Source organism: Escherichia sp. E4385, assembly GCF_963883145.1.
Classification (GTDB): Bacteria; Pseudomonadota; Gammaproteobacteria; order Enterobacterales; family Enterobacteriaceae; genus Escherichia.
In genome coordinates, this window is sequence record NZ_CAWOOJ010000001.1 from 392,737 (window position 1) to 407,558 (window position 14,822).

A 14,822-nucleotide genomic window follows, 5' to 3' on the forward strand; every position below is an offset into this window, starting at 1 on the left:
ACTCTGTTACCCCGTTCCGGTGGCAGATATAACGGCAAGTTTCGACATTGCCGATAATAATTTTTGGAGACTTTAGATGGCTATTAGCACACCGATGTTGGTGACATTTTGTGTCTATATCTTTGGCATGATATTGATTGGGTTTATCGCCTGGCGATCAACCAAAAACTTTGACGACTATATTCTGGGCGGTCGTAGCCTTGGGCCATTCGTGACGGCATTATCGGCGGGTGCGTCGGATATGAGCGGCTGGCTGTTAATGGGGTTGCCGGGCGCAGTCTTTCTTTCCGGGATTTCAGAAAGCTGGATCGCCATTGGCCTGACATTAGGCGCGTGGATCAACTGGAAGCTGGTGGCCGGGCGGTTGCGTGTTCATACCGAATACAATAATAACGCCTTAACTCTGCCGGATTATTTCACCGGGCGCTTTGAAGACAAAAGCCGCATTTTGCGCATTATCTCCGCGCTGGTTATTTTGCTGTTCTTCACCATTTATTGCGCTTCGGGCATTGTGGCAGGCGCGCGCCTGTTTGAAAGCACCTTTGGCATGAGCTACGAAACGGCTCTGTGGGCGGGAGCTGCGGCGACGATCCTTTACACCTTTATTGGCGGTTTCCTCGCGGTGAGCTGGACTGACACTGTACAGGCCAGCCTGATGATTTTTGCCCTGATCCTGACGCCTGTAATTGTCATTATCAGCGTTGGCGGCTTTGGCGACTCGCTGGAAGTGATCAAACAAAAGAGCATTGAAAACGTCGATATGCTCAAAGGACTGAACTTTATCGCCATTATCTCGCTGATGGGCTGGGGTCTGGGGTACTTCGGGCAGCCGCACATTCTGGCGCGTTTTATGGCAGCAGATTCTCACCACAGCATTGTCCATGCGCGTCGTATCAGTATGACCTGGATGATCCTCTGCCTGGCAGGGGCGGTGGCTGTTGGCTTCTTTGGGATTGCTTACTTTAATGAGCATCCGGCTTTGGCGGGTGCGGTAAATCAGAATGCCGAGCGCGTGTTTATCGAACTGGCGCAAATTCTGTTTAACCCGTGGATTGCCGGGATTTTGTTGTCGGCGATTCTGGCGGCGGTGATGTCAACCTTAAGTTGCCAGTTGCTGGTGTGCTCCAGTGCGATTACCGAAGATTTATACAAAGCGTTTCTGCGTAAACATGCCAGCCAGAAAGAGCTGGTGTGGGTAGGGCGTGTGATGGTGCTGGTGGTGGCGCTGGTGGCGATTGCGCTGGCGGCAAACCCGGAAAACCGCGTACTGGGCTTAGTGAGCTACGCGTGGGCAGGCTTTGGCGCGGCGTTTGGTCCGGTGGTGCTGTTCTCGGTGATGTGGTCACGCATGACGCGCAACGGTGCGCTGGCGGGGATGATCATCGGTGCGCTGACGGTTATCGTCTGGAAACAGTTCGGCTGGCTGGGTCTGTACGAAATTATTCCGGGCTTTATCTTTGGTAGCATTGGAATTGTGGTGTTCAGTTTGCTGGGTAAAGCGCCGTCAGCGGCGATGCAAAAACGCTTTGCTGAAGCAGATGCGCACTATCATTCTGCGCCGCCGTCACGGTTGCAGGAAAGCTAAGGGACTTAGCCTGCGGCGGTTTTGTTTGGCTTCAGCAGCGTGTTGCGCAGCATTAAAATAGTTGTGTGGTTCTTGCCGGATAAGGCGTTTACGCGGCATCTGGCAAGAACACAGGGCTCGTTGTAAACAATCCCATCTTTGTACCTGGAATAATCGTTTATATCCCTAGGTATTACCTCTCTTTGTTTACATTCCAACATCATTTTATAAACATTCCGCTTGTATTTTTCTTCACCGTAATGATAATCGCTATCACTGCGATTTACTTTTCTTTGCATAGATTGACTCAGAAAAACGTTTAAGGGTGGGTGGCATGTTTGTTCCGTTTCTCATTATGTTGCGCGAAGGACTTGAAGCCGCGCTGATTGTCAGTTTGATTGCCAGCTATCTTAAGCGTACCCAGCGAGGCCGGTGGATTGGTGTCATGTGGATTGGCGTGTTGCTTGCCGCTGCGTTGTGCCTGGGCTTGGGTATCTTCATTAACGAAACTACCGGCGAATTCCCGCAAAAAGAACAGGAACTGTTTGAAGGTATCGTGGCAGTGATCGCTGTGGTGATCCTCACCTGGATGGTTTTCTGGATGCGCAAAGTGTCGCGCAACGTCAAAGTGCAACTGGAACAGGCAGTCGATAGCGCATTGCAGCGTGGAAATCATCATGGCTGGGCGCTGGTGATGATGGTCTTTTTTGCTGTTGCAAGGGAAGGGCTGGAGTCGGTCTTTTTCCTGCTGGCGGCATTTCAACAAGATGTCGGGATTTGGCCGCCGCTGGGTGCAATGCTCGGTCTTGCTACTGCCGTGGTGCTCGGCTTCCTGCTCTACTGGGGCGGTATTCGTCTTAATCTCGGCGCATTTTTCAAATGGACCAGCCTGTTTATTCTCTTCGTCGCCGCAGGGCTGGCAGCTGGTGCCATTCGCGCATTTCATGAAGCTGGCCTGTGGAACCACTTTCAGGAAATCGCCTTCGATATGAGCGCGGTGCTCTCAACTCACTCGCTATTCGGCACGCTAATGGAAGGGATTTTTGGCTATCAGGAAGCGCCGAGCGTCAGCGAAGTCGCCGTCTGGCTTATTTATCTCATCCCGGCTCTGGTGGCATTTGCTCTGCCACCACGTGCAGGGGCGACAGCGTCTCGCTCCGCATAACGAATACGACGCAAACTCTTGCTTAGTTACAACATACTTTAAAGGGATAGTCTCGTCATGACCATTAACTTCCGCCGTAACGCATTGCAGTTGAGCGTGGCTGCGCTGTTTTCTTTTGCTTTTATGGCTAACGCCGCTGATGTGCCGCAGGTCAAAGTGACCGTGACGGATAAGCAGTGCGAACCGATGTCCATTACGGTTAACGCCGGGAAAACGCAATTTATCATTCAGAACCACAGCCAGAAGGCGCTGGAGTGGGAGATCCTTAAAGGCGTAATGGTAGTGGAAGAGCGGGAAAATATCGCCCCTGGCTTTAGCCAGAAAATGACGGCGAATTTACAGCCTGGCGAATACGATATGACCTGCGGTCTGCTGACTAACCCGAAAGGGAAGTTGATCGTCAAAGGCGAGGCAACGGCGGATGCGGCGCAAAGTGATGCGCTGTTAAGTCTTGGTGGTGCAATTACTGCATATAAAGCGTATGTCATGGCAGAAACCACGCAGCTGGTGACCGACACTAAAGCCTTTACTGACGCCATCAAAGCAGGCGATATCGAAAAAGCGAAAGCACTGTATGCGCCGACGCGTCAGCACTATGAGCGCATCGAACCGATTGCTGAACTGTTCTCCGATCTGGATGGCAGCATTGACGCCCGTGAAGATGATTACGAGCAAAAAGCCGCCGATCCAAAATTCACCGGTTTCCACCGTCTGGAAAAAGCATTGTTTGGCGACAACACCACCAAAGGGATGGATACGTACGCTGACCAGCTTTATACCGATGTGGTCGATTTGCAAAAACGCATCAGTGAACTGGCTTTCCCACCTTCAAAAGTGGTCGGCGGCGCAGCCGGACTGATTGAGGAAGTGGCAGCCAGCAAAATTAGCGGTGAAGAAGATCGCTACAGCCACACCGATCTGTGGGACTTCCAGGCTAACGTTGAAGGCTCGCAGAAAATTGTCGATCTGCTGCGTCCACAACTGCAAAAAGCCAACCCGGAGCTGCTGGCAAAAGTCGATGCTAACTTCAAAAAGGTCGATACCATTCTGGCGAAATACCGTACCAAAGGCGGTTTTGAAACCTACGACAAGCTGACCGACGCCGACCGTAACGCGCTGAAAGGGCCGATTACTGCGCTGGCGGAAGATCTGGCGCAACTTCGCGGTGTGCTGGGGCTGGACTAAGCGTTATGCAGTATGAAGATGAAAACGGCGTGAATGAACTGTCACGCCGACGTTTATTGAAAGGGATTGGTGCGCTGGCGCTGGCGGGAAGTTGTCCGGTCGCTCATGCACAAAAAACGCAAAGTGCGCCGGGTACGCTTTCACCGGATGTACGTAATGAGAAACAGCCGTTTTACGGTGAGCATCAGGCAGGGATCCTGACGCCACAACAGGCCGCAATGATGCTGGTGGCGTTTGATGTGCTTGCCAGCGATAAAGCCGATCTTGAACGATTGTTTCGCTTGTTGACTCAGCGTTTTGCTTTTCTGACTAAGGGCGGAGCGGCACCAGAAACACCAAATCCGCGCCTGCCACCACTCGATTCCGGCATTCTTGGAGGCTACATTGCGCCCGATAATCTCACCATCACGTTATCGGTGGGTCACTCATTGTTTGATGAGCGCTTTGGCCTTGCGCCGCAGATGCCGAAAAAGTTGCAGAAGATGACACGTTTCCCCAACGACTCGCTGGATGCGGCGTTATGTCATGGTGATGTGTTGCTACAAATTTGCGCCAACACCCAGGACACGGTGATCCATGCACTGCGCGATATCATCAAACACACGCCGGATTTGCTCAGTGTGCGCTGGAAGCGGGAAGGGTTTATTTCCGATCACGCAGCGCGTAGTAAAGGCAAAGAGACGCCGATTAATTTGCTGGGTTTCAAAGATGGCACTGCCAATCCCGATAGCCAGAATGATAAGTTGATGCAAAAAGTGGTATGGGTGACGGCAGATCAGCAGGAGCCTGCGTGGACAATCGGTGGCAGCTATCAGGCAGTACGCTTGATTCAGTTTCGAGTGGAATTTTGGGACAGAACGCCGCTGAAAGAACAGCAGACGATTTTTGGCCGTGATAAGCAAACCGGCGCACCGCTGGGAATGCAGCATGAGCATGATGTTCCCGATTACGCCAGCGACCCGGAAGGGAAGGTGATTGCGTTGGACAGCCATATCCGGCTGGCGAATCCCCGCACGGCGGAGAGTGAGTCCAGCCTGATGCTGCGTCGTGGCTACAGTTATTCGTTGGGCGTCACCAACTCCGGACAACTGGATATGGGGTTGCTGTTTGTCTGCTACCAACACGATCTGGAAAAAGGCTTCCTGACAGTACAAAAAAGGCTCAATGGCGAAGCGCTGGAGGAATACGTTAAACCTATCGGCGGCGGTTATTTTTTTGCGCTGCCGGGAGTGAAGGACGCGAACGATTATCTGGGAAGGGCGCTATTGCAGGTTTGAACGACGCAAATATGCCCGATGCGCAGGTTTATCGGGCATGAGTTTTGTGCACAAATTATTAATCACTTGTAGGTCGGGTAAGGCGTTCGCGCCGAATCCGGCAAACACGAGGCACATTTTACCAGCCCTGCGAATCCTGCTGAAAGCACACAGCTTTTTCCATCACTGTCATCACTCTGTCATCTTTCCAGTAGAAACTAATGTCACCGAAATGGGTGTTTATCGTTAAATGCAAGTAAAAATATTGTTGCAATGAATGCGAAAACTGTTGTACTTATTAAGTAACAGCGGTAGTTCCCGGCAGTGATAGTCAGTCACTATGGAGATCGCGGATGGTAACGTCCTGCACTGGACATGTTTTTGACAATCAACGCTCGACCAAACGCGGAGATTTCTCCTCCGGTAGCAACTTCGTCACTCTGTATTTTTACTCACTTCCTCCCTTTTCTTGTGTTACCGACGCCGCAAACGGTGTGCGTAGCCGTTTTTCGGCATTTTATCCAAAAGCAAACTATGGCTTACAAGGAAGCCAACCCTCTGATGTTCGTGCGCATAATCGCGCTGCCAACGGCGCGTGTGATGAATACAAACAACTCAAGGTGCTCTCCATGGGAAGACAAAAAGCAGTGATCAAAGCTCGTCGCGAGGCAAAACGTGTGCTGAGACGGGATTCGCGCAGCCATAAGCAGCGTGAAGAAGAATCGGTCACCTCGCTTGTGCAGATGAGCGGCGTAGAAGCCATTGGTATGGCTCGCGACAGTCGCGATACCTCGCCCATCCTCGCGCGAAATGAAGCGCAATTGCACTATCTGAAGGCTATTGAGAGTAAGCAGCTGATATTCGCCACGGGCGAAGCCGGGTGCGGAAAAACCTGGATCAGTGCGGCAAAAGCGGCTGAGGCCCTGATACATAAGGATGTCGACAGGATCATCGTCACCCGTCCAGTTTTGCAAGCCGATGAAGATCTTGGCTTCTTACCTGGGGATATCGCAGAAAAGTTTGCTCCCTATTTTCGTCCGGTCTATGACGTGCTGGTCCGGCGCCTGGGGGCTTCCTTTATGCAGTACTGCCTGCGACCAGAAATAGGGAAGGTGGAAATCGCGCCGTTCGCCTATATGCGTGGACGTACCTTTGAAAATGCAGTTGTCATTCTTGACGAGGCGCAGAATGTGACTGCCGCGCAAATGAAAATGTTTTTAACCCGCCTCGGGGAAAACGTAACGGTTATCGTCAATGGTGATATCACGCAATGCGATCTGCCTCGCGGCGTGCGCTCCGGATTAAGTGACGCGCTGGAACGTTTCGAAGAAGATGAAATGGTCGGGATCGTCCGGTTCGGCAAAAATGATTGCGTACGTTCGGCACTTTGCCAACGTACGCTACATGCCTATAGTTAAGCGTATTACAAGCACAGAGCCCGGGCTAACCGGGCTTTGTTTTTGATGTGTATGCCCGGAGTGCAAATTTATCTAAAACCACCTACAGCCGGTTTAGTTGCAATGCAGGATAGCTATTTTAAATTATAAAGTCTGTTCTCAATATATTCATTCAGTTTTGTCAGCTCTTCTGCGATTTTTTCCTTGTTTAATTCATTGTTGTCGGTCATGGTTAATAAAATCAATTCCTTTGTTTTTTTTGATAAAATTTCCGGGTGAAAATTTCTGCTGTTATACATTTCTTGAATAATGCTGAGTAATTCGTTATTGAAAAAATCAATATTATCCATGTTGTCGATTTGAGGGTTGCTGTCTTGAAAATTTTTAATAATTTTATTTATCTTGATAAGGAAATAAAACTCAATATTTCTCTGGGTTTGTTCTTCTGGTGTGAAAATTGGAAAGTCATAATGTTCACATATTGTATCATAATCATCAAACTTTTTGTTTTCAATTGACCATAACTTTTTCTTTTCTATTTTATCCTTCGTTGATTTTATCTCTGAAAACATTCTTTTTATTATCAATAAAATGATGGCCGTGACAAATAAAATAATTACGCCAATATGTGTGGAGTAATAAAAAAGTAACATGATAAATGAAATTACTGGTAGTGCTAATGAAGTAATAATCAATAAATTACCGACTTTACTATATGAGTGTAGCTCAAAAATGAATTCCCTTTCGTCACTTGCGAATATGTAAAATAATGAGAAGCCTGTGTTCAGTAATGTTGATATTGCGAAACCTAACGTAGCCCACCATAGCGGAAAACTATTGGAGATATTAACAGGGGGTACACTAAAAAGCCCAATAAAAAAGGTAAAGCAGGCTCCAGTAAGAATTGAGTGAAAATATGAAAACCATTTTATACTCTCCCCTGTATGATACCCTTTTTTATATGCACGCCAGGCAATCCGCTTTGTATTATACATGGTTATATCCTTAAATTGATTTACTATGAAAACTATACTGATTGATATTAATGCATGCGCAAGATTATTATTAATATCGTATATAATTTACTGCCTCATCGCCCGAATCAATGCCATATCAGTTTGTGCATTAGATTAGTTGATAAATAAATGATTATGAACAAAAGCATTTATCTGGTAATAGATTTAGCCTACTACCAGATAAACAATCAGTTATTGTGGCGAATAATTTGGTAAAACTCGGCAGGTATGTTGGGGCCAAAACTCAGCGCATATTGATAACAAACATCTGTCCACTGATGGTTTTTGTAAAAAGCAAGAATAACTTGTTTTACCATTTGGTATTCAATATCGAGTTCATCTTTTAAGTCGTTTTCAAATTCATACCATTTTAATTTTTCATTGTTGCTTAATTTTTCATCGTATTTTTCAAATATATCATGTGTACGATTAATGTTTTTTTCATTCCAATCCATTGAAATAGTTAATGACTCCACAGGATGATTATGGTAATCGATTATGTCACCAAGGATACTTATATGGTATTTCAATTTTTCAATTTCTTTTGAAATTTCAGTTAAGTTCATGCTTTATCCTCCATTTTAGAATTTGTAGAATTCATCGCAGATATGACATCTTGAGTCTTTGTTTGTAGATCATGAACATATGCGAGTCTGGAGTGCCTGAATGCCAACCTGTTTCGTAAGAGTTAAGATTTATTTTGCTTCAACAAGAAGCAGGTGAGTATCAGCATCAGGATCTTTTGTATCAAGAGTTCCTAAAGCAATATCGGAAACTCTTTTGTCTTGTGCTCGCTTCAGAAAAGCATAGTCATGCTGGCTGTTATTAAAGGATACTCCCATCCATTTACCCGCAATAGTTAGAATTGAATCACTTTGTACATTTATATTCAGCTTTTGCCTTGGTAAATAATAAATATTATTTCGGTATTATCTAATGCAAAAATGATTTTGCAAAACAAGGTATCGCTTACCTCGTCCTTTCTGAACGCAACAGGAAACTATGTTGGGAAATTCCTCGTCGCCCTGCGGGCAGCCCGTTCACTGCGTTCGCGGTCTGTCCAACTGGCTGTCGCCAGTTGTCGAACCCGGTCCGGGATTCTCATCCCCGCCAGGTTGTGCAATATGCGAGAAAAAAGCCCATACTTTCGTACAAGCTCTTCTTTAAATATGGCGGTGAGGCGGGGATTGACTCGCTTCGCTCGCCCTGCGGGCAGCCTGCTCACTGCGTTCGCGGTCTGTCCAACTGGCTGTCGCCAGTTGTCGAACCCGGTCCGGGATTCTCATCCCCGCCAGGTTGTGCAATATGCGAAAAAAAGCCCGTACTTCCGTACGAGCTCTTCTTTAAAATATGGCGGTGAGGCGGGGATTCGAACCCCGGATACGTTGCCGTATACACACTTTCCAGGCGTGCTCCTTCAGCCACTCGGACACCTCACCAAATTGTTGTTCCTGTCTTGCTGGAACGGGCGCTAATTTAGGGAAATAGTCGCCTCGGGTCAACAAACTTTTTTAAAAAAAAGTGCGTTTATTCAAACTTCAATCAATTTGCGGCTTAAATAAGCAAGTTTCGCTTTTTTTGCCACCGACAGCAGATTTGCTATTCTGATGTTCCTTGCAGATCATAACAATAAGCGCGAATAAATTCCGCTCAACTCTTTTCGGGAGCCAATATGGATATCATCTTTTATCACCCAACCTTTGACTCAAAATGGTGGATTGAGGCACTGAGTAAAGCGATACCTCATGCCAGGGTCAGAGCTTGGAAAAACGGAGATAACCAGGGCGCGGATTATGCGTTAGTCTGGCATCCTCCAGTTGAAATGCTGGCAGGACGCGATCTTAAAGCTGTGTTTGCACTAGGCGCCGGTGTGGATTCTATATTGAGTAAACTACAGGCACACCCTGAAATGCTTAAACCCTCCATTCCGCTTTTCCGCCTGGAAGATACCGGTATGGGCGAGCAAATGCAGGAATATGCTGTCAGCCAGGTGTTACATTGGTTCCGACGTTTTGACGATTATCGAATCCAGCAAAATGCTTCACACTGGCAACCGCTGCCTGAATATCATCGGGAAGATTTTACAATTGGCATCCTGGGCGCTGGCGTGTTGGGCAGTAAAGTCGCACAGAGTCTACAAACATGGCGCTTTCCGCTGCGTTGCTGGAGTCGCAGTCGTAAATCCTGGCCAGATGTACAAAGCTTTGCTGGAGGCGAAGAGCTGAAGGCATTTCTGAGTCAATGCCGGGTACTGATTAATCTGTTACCGAATACGCCCGAAACCGTCGGCATTATTAATCAACAATTATTCAATCAATTACCGGATGGCGCGTATCTTCTCAATCTGGCGCGTGGCGTCCATGTGGTGGAAGATGACCTGCTCGCGGCGCTGGAAAGTGGCAAGATTAAAGGAGCAATGCTGGATGTTTTTAATCGTGAACCTTTACCGCCGGAAAGCCCGCTCTGGCAACATCCACGCGTCACGATAACGCCACATGTGGCAGCTATTACTCGCCCCGTCGAAGCAGTGGAGTATATTTCACGCACCATTTCCCAGCTAGAAAGAGGTGAGGCCGTCAGCGGGCAAGTCGACCGAGTTCGAGGCTACTAATAAAGCGCCAGGATTCCTGCTATCCTTGGCAAGAATTGAATACAGGAGAGAGTTATGTATCCCGTCGACCTACATATGCATACCGTTGCCAGCACGCATGCATACAGCACATTAAGTGACTACATTGCCCAGGCTAAACAGAAGGGAATCAAGCTTTTTGCAATTACCGATCACGGCCCGGATATGGAAGATGCGCCGCATCACTGGCATTTCATTAATATGCGTATTTGGCCACGAGTGGTTGATGGGGTAGGGATCCTGCGCGGCATTGAAGCCAACATTAAAAATGTTGACGGTGAAATTGACTGTAGCGGCAAAATGTTTGAGTCGCTGGATTTAATCATTGCTGGTTTTCATGAACCGGTTTTTGCACCACATGATGAAGCGACCAATACGCAAGCGATGATCGCGACTATCGCCAGCGGCAATGTGCACATAATAAGCCATCCGGGCAATCCGAAATATTCCATTGATTTCAAAGCAGTTGCGGAAGCAGCCGCGAAACACCAGGTCGCGCTGGAAATCAATAATTCGTCCTTCCTACACTCACGCAAAGGCAGTGAAGATAACTGCCGTGCAGTTGCCGCTGCGGTGCGCGATGCTGGCGGTTGGGTGGCATTAGGCTCGGATTCTCATACTGCGTTTACTATGGGTGATTTTGAAGAGTGTCGTAAAATTCTTGACGCGGTTGATTTTCCAGAAGAACGCATTTTGAATGTTTCACCGCGCCGTTTACTCAACTTCCTGGAATCCCGCGGTATGGCGCCGATTGCGGAATTTGCTGAACTTTAATTGCTTTTATGGAAATAAATAAATGAACGAGTTTTCTATCCTGTGTCGTGTACTGGGGTCACTTTATTACCGCCAACCGCAGGACCCTTTACTGGTTCCGCTGTTTACCCTGATTCGTGAGGGAAAATTGGCAGCGAGCTGGCCTCTGGAGCAGGATGAGTTGCTGGCACGCTTGCAGAAAAGTTGTGATATGGCGCAAGTATCTGCCGATTACAATGCGCTGTTTATCGGCGATGAATGTGCAGTACCGCCTTACCGCAGTGCCTGGGTTGAGGGCGCGACGGAAGCGGAAGTGCGTGCTTTTCTTTCAGAACGCGGGATGCCGTTAGCAGATACGCCAGCCGATCACATCGGCACGTTACTGCTTGCGGCTTCCTGGCTGGAAGATCAGTCAACGGAAGATGAAAGCGAAGCTCTGGAAACGTTGTTCAGAGAGTATCTGTTGCCGTGGTGTGGTGCATTTCTCGGTAAAATTGAGGCCCATGCAACCACGCCGTTCTGGCGCACTATGGCACCACTGACCCGCGATGCTATCGGCGCAATGTGGGATGAACTTGAGGAAGAAAAAGAAGAATAAGTGTGATCGTGGTCACTAATGAATGCAACATCAAACTCTACGTTGCATAAAATGTGTGCTCGATCTCATTCATGACCGCGTTTTCTGCTATCATTCGCGGCATGAACATACTTCTCTCTATTGCAATCACAACAGGCATTCTCTCCGGTATCTGGGGATGGGTGGCTGTTTCCCTTGGTTTACTCAGCTGGGCGGGTTTCCTTGGCTGCACGGCCTACTTTGCCTGTCCGCAAGGCGGCCTGAAAGGGTTGGCGATCTCCGCTGCGACGCTGCTTAGCGGTGTGGTGTGGGCAATGGTCATTATTTACGGTAGTGCGCTGGCACCCAATCTGGAAATAGTTGGCTATGTCATGACTGGCATTGTCGCTTTCCTGATGTGTATTCAGGCCAAACAGCTATTGCTTTCATTTGTTCCGGGTACATTTATCGGCGCGTGTGCGACGTTTGCCGCGCAGGGAAACTGGAAACTGGTATTGCCATCTCTGGCGCTTGGGCTGGTGTTTGGTTACGCGATGAAAAACAGTGGGCTTTGGTTGGCGGCGCGCAGTGCTAAGACCGCTAATCATGAGCAACAAGTAAAAAATAAAGCGTGAGAGAATCACGCTTTATATTGAATACGTAAAAGCCGGATTAATACTCCGGCTTTTTTATGGATCAGGATTCCGGCGGTACTGACAGATGGCGGTATTTCACCAGAATGTCATTCTGCAGATCTGCTTTATTCTGCAAATCCCACAGACCGCGGTCGATACCATCATTAATCAGGAAGATAACACCGGTTTCAATCGCCGACATCAGGCATAGCATAACGGGTTCGTTTGAGGTATATCCTACTTCCCCTTCCAGTAACCGCTGGTAGTCGATAAAGCGGAAGACGCCGGCCTGGACTTCATAGGAAAGAATGGTCTTACTGGTGTTCACTGATGACAGGATTTCACCGGTGCTGACATTAACGACACGCAAGTTCACCGCGATTTGGTCAAGTTGGTACTGCGTATCGGCGCCAATACCGAAGTATCTCGCCCCGGCACCGCCCGATTTCACATTACTTTCATAACCAATAATCGACCCTTCAACCATGATATTGGCTGCTGTCAGCGACTGTAGCGGGATCCGGTTATTGAGCGCAACGGTGCCATTTTCCTGTGCCGCACGAATAATCTTACGTTCGTTCAGTAAGTTTTGTAGGCCCTGACGCTCCAGCGGTACAAACCAACGCGAATCTTTCAATGCGGTGACCAACATAGCGGTCGCGCTTTGCGGAACTGCGGTGGAGAAGTTACTTGCCGGATAGGGTTTAAATTGTCCAGTTTCATCCTGGATGTTGTATACCGAGACAAAGATTTTGCCCGTTGGCGAAGGCAAATGGGTTAAATCTTTGTAGCTTTGAGCTCGAGGCATTAATGTCGGCTTGGCGGCTTCTTTTGGTGGTGCGGTTAAGCATCCACTCAGCAACATGACTGCAACCAAAACAAATAAGCGCTGCATATTATTTTCCTTACAAAGCTGGGGCTTAAAAATCGGTTGAGTTATTTTGTAATCCCGAAACCTGAATCGTGGACGTTTGACCCGTTTTACGATCGGTTACGTTCAGTTGCAGCTGACCATCCCGGTTGGCAATATCGACGATATATTCGTTAGTCACCATTCGTCCTGGCTGACCCGTATTAATATTTGTCAGCAGCCCACCTAATATTTGTGACTGAATGGCCTGGGTGAAGTTATCTAACGCCGAGGGTGTTTCAATACCAAAGTCATCATTATAGCTAGGGTCTTTATACGAGTTCTGTGCCTGGGCGCTGTTTAGTAAAAAAGCACCATTATTGGGGTTGCCACCAAAATTAGGATTGCGGAACTGGAAGGTCATATTCCCGGCCCAACTTATTGGCGAAATTAGCATGAGTAGAATTACTGCATGTTTGACACGCATTGCAGCCTCCGGACAATTTAATTTAAAATTCATCAGGCGCTAAATCGCCCGTACTCAGTAAAGCCTGACTAATCTGTCGACGGTTCAGTGCTTCTTCAGTTTGTGCCAGTGCAAAGACAACAGTTTTCTCGAAGTCTCTTTTCAATGGGAATAAAAAAGTCTGGAAAATAACGTCCTGATTTACCGTTATGGTGATCCAGCTTCCCCATCGTGCACTGGGCCTTTCATTAATCGTCAAGTTCCCGGTATAGCTACTTTCCCATTTATCACTAAAGGCACGATAAAAATCATGTCCAATGGATGAAACAGTATGGTCAGTTAACAATCCCGGTACTTCTACCTCTACGGCGTGAACATTCCCCGCAGCGAAGAAAATATTCGCTGCTACAATCCAGCATAAATAACGTTTCATGGCTTTATCGCCTGAGGTTATCGTTTGCCCATGAGACTGCTTGAGTCCGGTTTTTGACTGCTATCTTCTTGAAAAGATTATAAAGATGCGTTTTAACCGTATTTTCGCTGATGAACAGCGAGCGAGCAATCTCGTTATTGGAGGCGCCGATACGCAGTTTATTAAGGATCTCTTTTTCCCTATGAGTAAGGAGGGCAGATTCCGTGCTGTTATAACGATAGTTACCTGAATGTGTAATCAGATAGCTGGCAAGTTTTTGCGTAAAGTAGCATTCCCCGCGTAAGACGCCTTGCAACCCATTGATGACGCGTTCTTGATCCTCCAGGGCGTAAAAAACACCGTTGATATGAGGCCAGTTTTCAATGTCGCGGTACGGGTAATCGTCTGGAGTATTTAACAACAGTGTTTTGATGTTGTTGTGTTTTCTGCTTAATGTATCTTGCCAGTAATGGATGAGTTTTTTATCTGCTTCCATCATATCCAACAAAATAATGCAGCCAGAAGATATATCGTCCAGAGAACGTTGAATGTTATGTAGTTTTCCTGTGATTGCCAGCGATTGTTTTAAATGCTGCAATAACGCAGTCGCTTGCAAGGAAGGTTTAGTGATTAACAGTAATGTATGACCATGAATACTATGGACTTCATTAAACATGATGAAACCCCGCTCTTTTTATTAATCGCACACCTGACAGCTGCCTTTATTCAATAAAGGCACCAGAAGTACTGACAGATGTTGCACTGCTGTGTGTAGTAATAAATCAACCCTAAATGGGTAAAAAATAAAACTAATGGATTACATCTGATTTCAATCTAGCCATTACAAATCTTAAATCAAGTGTTAAACATGTAACAAAATGTAATCTGGTAATTAAATTTGTTAACATTAAGGGATTGTTAAGTTTGGTAATGATAGA

17 protein-coding genes and 1 tRNA gene are annotated in these 14,822 nt (G+C 47.3%); 9 read left to right on the top strand and 9 right to left on the bottom strand.

The genetic code is table 11. The annotated features are described in order from the left end of the window. The first annotated feature begins 76 nt into the window (after positions 1-76). Positions 77-1,585, top strand: a complete 1,509-nt coding sequence (gene putP / locus AACS80_RS01875) for a sodium/proline symporter PutP (RefSeq protein ID WP_131162297.1) — start codon at positions 77-79, stop codon at positions 1,583-1,585. Between the two features lie 5 nt (positions 1,586-1,590). On the opposite strand, the gene AACS80_RS01880 is transcribed toward putP, so the two are convergent. Further along, positions 1,591-1,863, bottom strand: coding sequence for a hypothetical protein (locus AACS80_RS01880; protein WP_138183639.1), 273 nt, complete (start codon positions 1,861-1,863; stop codon positions 1,591-1,593). 35 nt (positions 1,864-1,898) lie between these two features. Here AACS80_RS01880 and efeU point away from each other — a divergent pair, with 35 nt between their 5' ends. The 4 genes from efeU to phoH all read left to right on the top strand — a co-directional run bounded on the left by efeU (position 1,899) and on the right by phoH (position 6,588). Further along, positions 1,899-2,729 carry an iron uptake transporter permease EfeU gene (gene efeU / locus AACS80_RS01885; RefSeq protein ID WP_135409596.1) on the top strand — a complete coding sequence of 277 codons (831 nt, stop codon included), beginning with the start codon at positions 1,899-1,901 and terminating at the stop codon, positions 2,727-2,729. Between the two features lie 57 nt (positions 2,730-2,786). Then, positions 2,787-3,914, top strand: coding sequence for an iron uptake system protein EfeO (efeO, locus tag AACS80_RS01890; RefSeq protein ID WP_135409595.1), 1,128 nt, complete (start codon positions 2,787-2,789; stop codon positions 3,912-3,914). A 5-nt stretch (positions 3,915-3,919) separates the two neighbouring features. Further along, positions 3,920-5,191: an iron uptake transporter deferrochelatase/peroxidase subunit gene (gene efeB, locus AACS80_RS01895; RefSeq protein WP_138183640.1), complete on the top strand. Its 1,272-nt coding sequence runs from the start codon at positions 3,920-3,922 to the stop codon at positions 5,189-5,191. 608 nt (positions 5,192-5,799) lie between these two features. Further along, a complete protein-coding gene (phoH, locus tag AACS80_RS01900; RefSeq protein WP_167852394.1) occupies positions 5,800-6,588 on the top strand; it encodes a phosphate starvation-inducible protein PhoH in 789 nt (262 codons plus the stop codon). Between the two features lie 113 nt (positions 6,589-6,701). Here the strand turns inward: phoH and AACS80_RS01905 are convergent, their stop codons facing one another. From AACS80_RS01905 to AACS80_RS01920, 4 genes are all read right to left on the bottom strand, one after another. After that, positions 6,702-7,562, bottom strand: a complete 861-nt coding sequence (locus AACS80_RS01905) for a hypothetical protein (RefSeq protein WP_138183641.1) — start codon at positions 7,560-7,562, stop codon at positions 6,702-6,704. Positions 7,563-7,771: 209 nt separating this feature from the next. After that, positions 7,772-8,149, bottom strand: coding sequence for a DUF1878 family protein (locus AACS80_RS01910; RefSeq protein WP_130205450.1), 378 nt, complete (start codon positions 8,147-8,149; stop codon positions 7,772-7,774). Between the two features lie 129 nt (positions 8,150-8,278). Beyond that, complete coding sequence (locus AACS80_RS01915; RefSeq protein ID WP_167852391.1) at positions 8,279-8,425, bottom strand: hypothetical protein; 147 nt, start codon at positions 8,423-8,425, stop codon at positions 8,279-8,281. 509 nt (positions 8,426-8,934) lie between these two features. Beyond that, a tRNA-Ser gene (locus AACS80_RS01920) sits at positions 8,935-9,022 on the bottom strand. A 233-nt stretch (positions 9,023-9,255) separates the two neighbouring features. Between AACS80_RS01920 and ghrA the strand changes: the two genes are divergently transcribed. The 4 genes from ghrA (at position 9,256) to AACS80_RS01940 (ending at position 12,156) form a co-directional block, all read left to right on the top strand. After that, positions 9,256-10,194, top strand: a complete 939-nt coding sequence (gene ghrA / locus AACS80_RS01925) for a glyoxylate/hydroxypyruvate reductase GhrA (RefSeq protein ID WP_130205454.1) — start codon at positions 9,256-9,258, stop codon at positions 10,192-10,194. 54 nt (positions 10,195-10,248) lie between these two features. Then, positions 10,249-10,986 carry a zinc-binding phosphatase gene (gene ycdX, locus AACS80_RS01930; protein ID WP_130205456.1) on the top strand — a complete coding sequence of 246 codons (738 nt, stop codon included), beginning with the start codon at positions 10,249-10,251 and terminating at the stop codon, positions 10,984-10,986. Between the two features lie 22 nt (positions 10,987-11,008). Then, positions 11,009-11,563 (top strand): molecular chaperone YcdY, encoded by a 555-nt coding sequence (ycdY, locus tag AACS80_RS01935; RefSeq protein ID WP_135409821.1) that lies wholly within the window; start codon positions 11,009-11,011, stop codon positions 11,561-11,563. A gap of 101 nt (positions 11,564-11,664) precedes the next feature. Next, entirely contained in the window at positions 11,665-12,156 is a 492-nt protein-coding gene (locus AACS80_RS01940; RefSeq protein ID WP_135409822.1) for a DUF1097 domain-containing protein, read from the top strand. A 61-nt stretch (positions 12,157-12,217) separates the two neighbouring features. On the opposite strand, the gene csgG is transcribed toward AACS80_RS01940, so the two are convergent. From csgG to csgD, 4 genes are read right to left on the bottom strand one after another with little or no spacing between them, the layout of a single operon-like run. Then, on the bottom strand, positions 12,218-13,051 hold the full coding sequence (gene csgG / locus AACS80_RS01945; protein WP_130205462.1) for a curli production assembly/transport protein CsgG: 834 nt from the start codon (positions 13,049-13,051) through the stop codon (positions 12,218-12,220). Positions 13,052-13,076: 25 nt separating this feature from the next. Then, positions 13,077-13,493: a curli production assembly/transport protein CsgF gene (csgF, locus tag AACS80_RS01950; RefSeq protein ID WP_130205464.1), complete on the bottom strand. Its 417-nt coding sequence runs from the start codon at positions 13,491-13,493 to the stop codon at positions 13,077-13,079. 22 nt (positions 13,494-13,515) lie between these two features. Continuing rightward, a complete protein-coding gene (gene csgE, locus AACS80_RS01955) occupies positions 13,516-13,905 on the bottom strand; it encodes a curli production assembly/transport protein CsgE (RefSeq protein ID WP_130205465.1) in 390 nt (129 codons plus the stop codon). 4 nt (positions 13,906-13,909) lie between these two features. After that, positions 13,910-14,560: a biofilm master transcriptional regulator CsgD gene (gene csgD / locus AACS80_RS01960; protein WP_064528493.1), complete on the bottom strand. Its 651-nt coding sequence runs from the start codon at positions 14,558-14,560 to the stop codon at positions 13,910-13,912. Positions 14,561-14,822 lie beyond the last annotated feature (262 nt).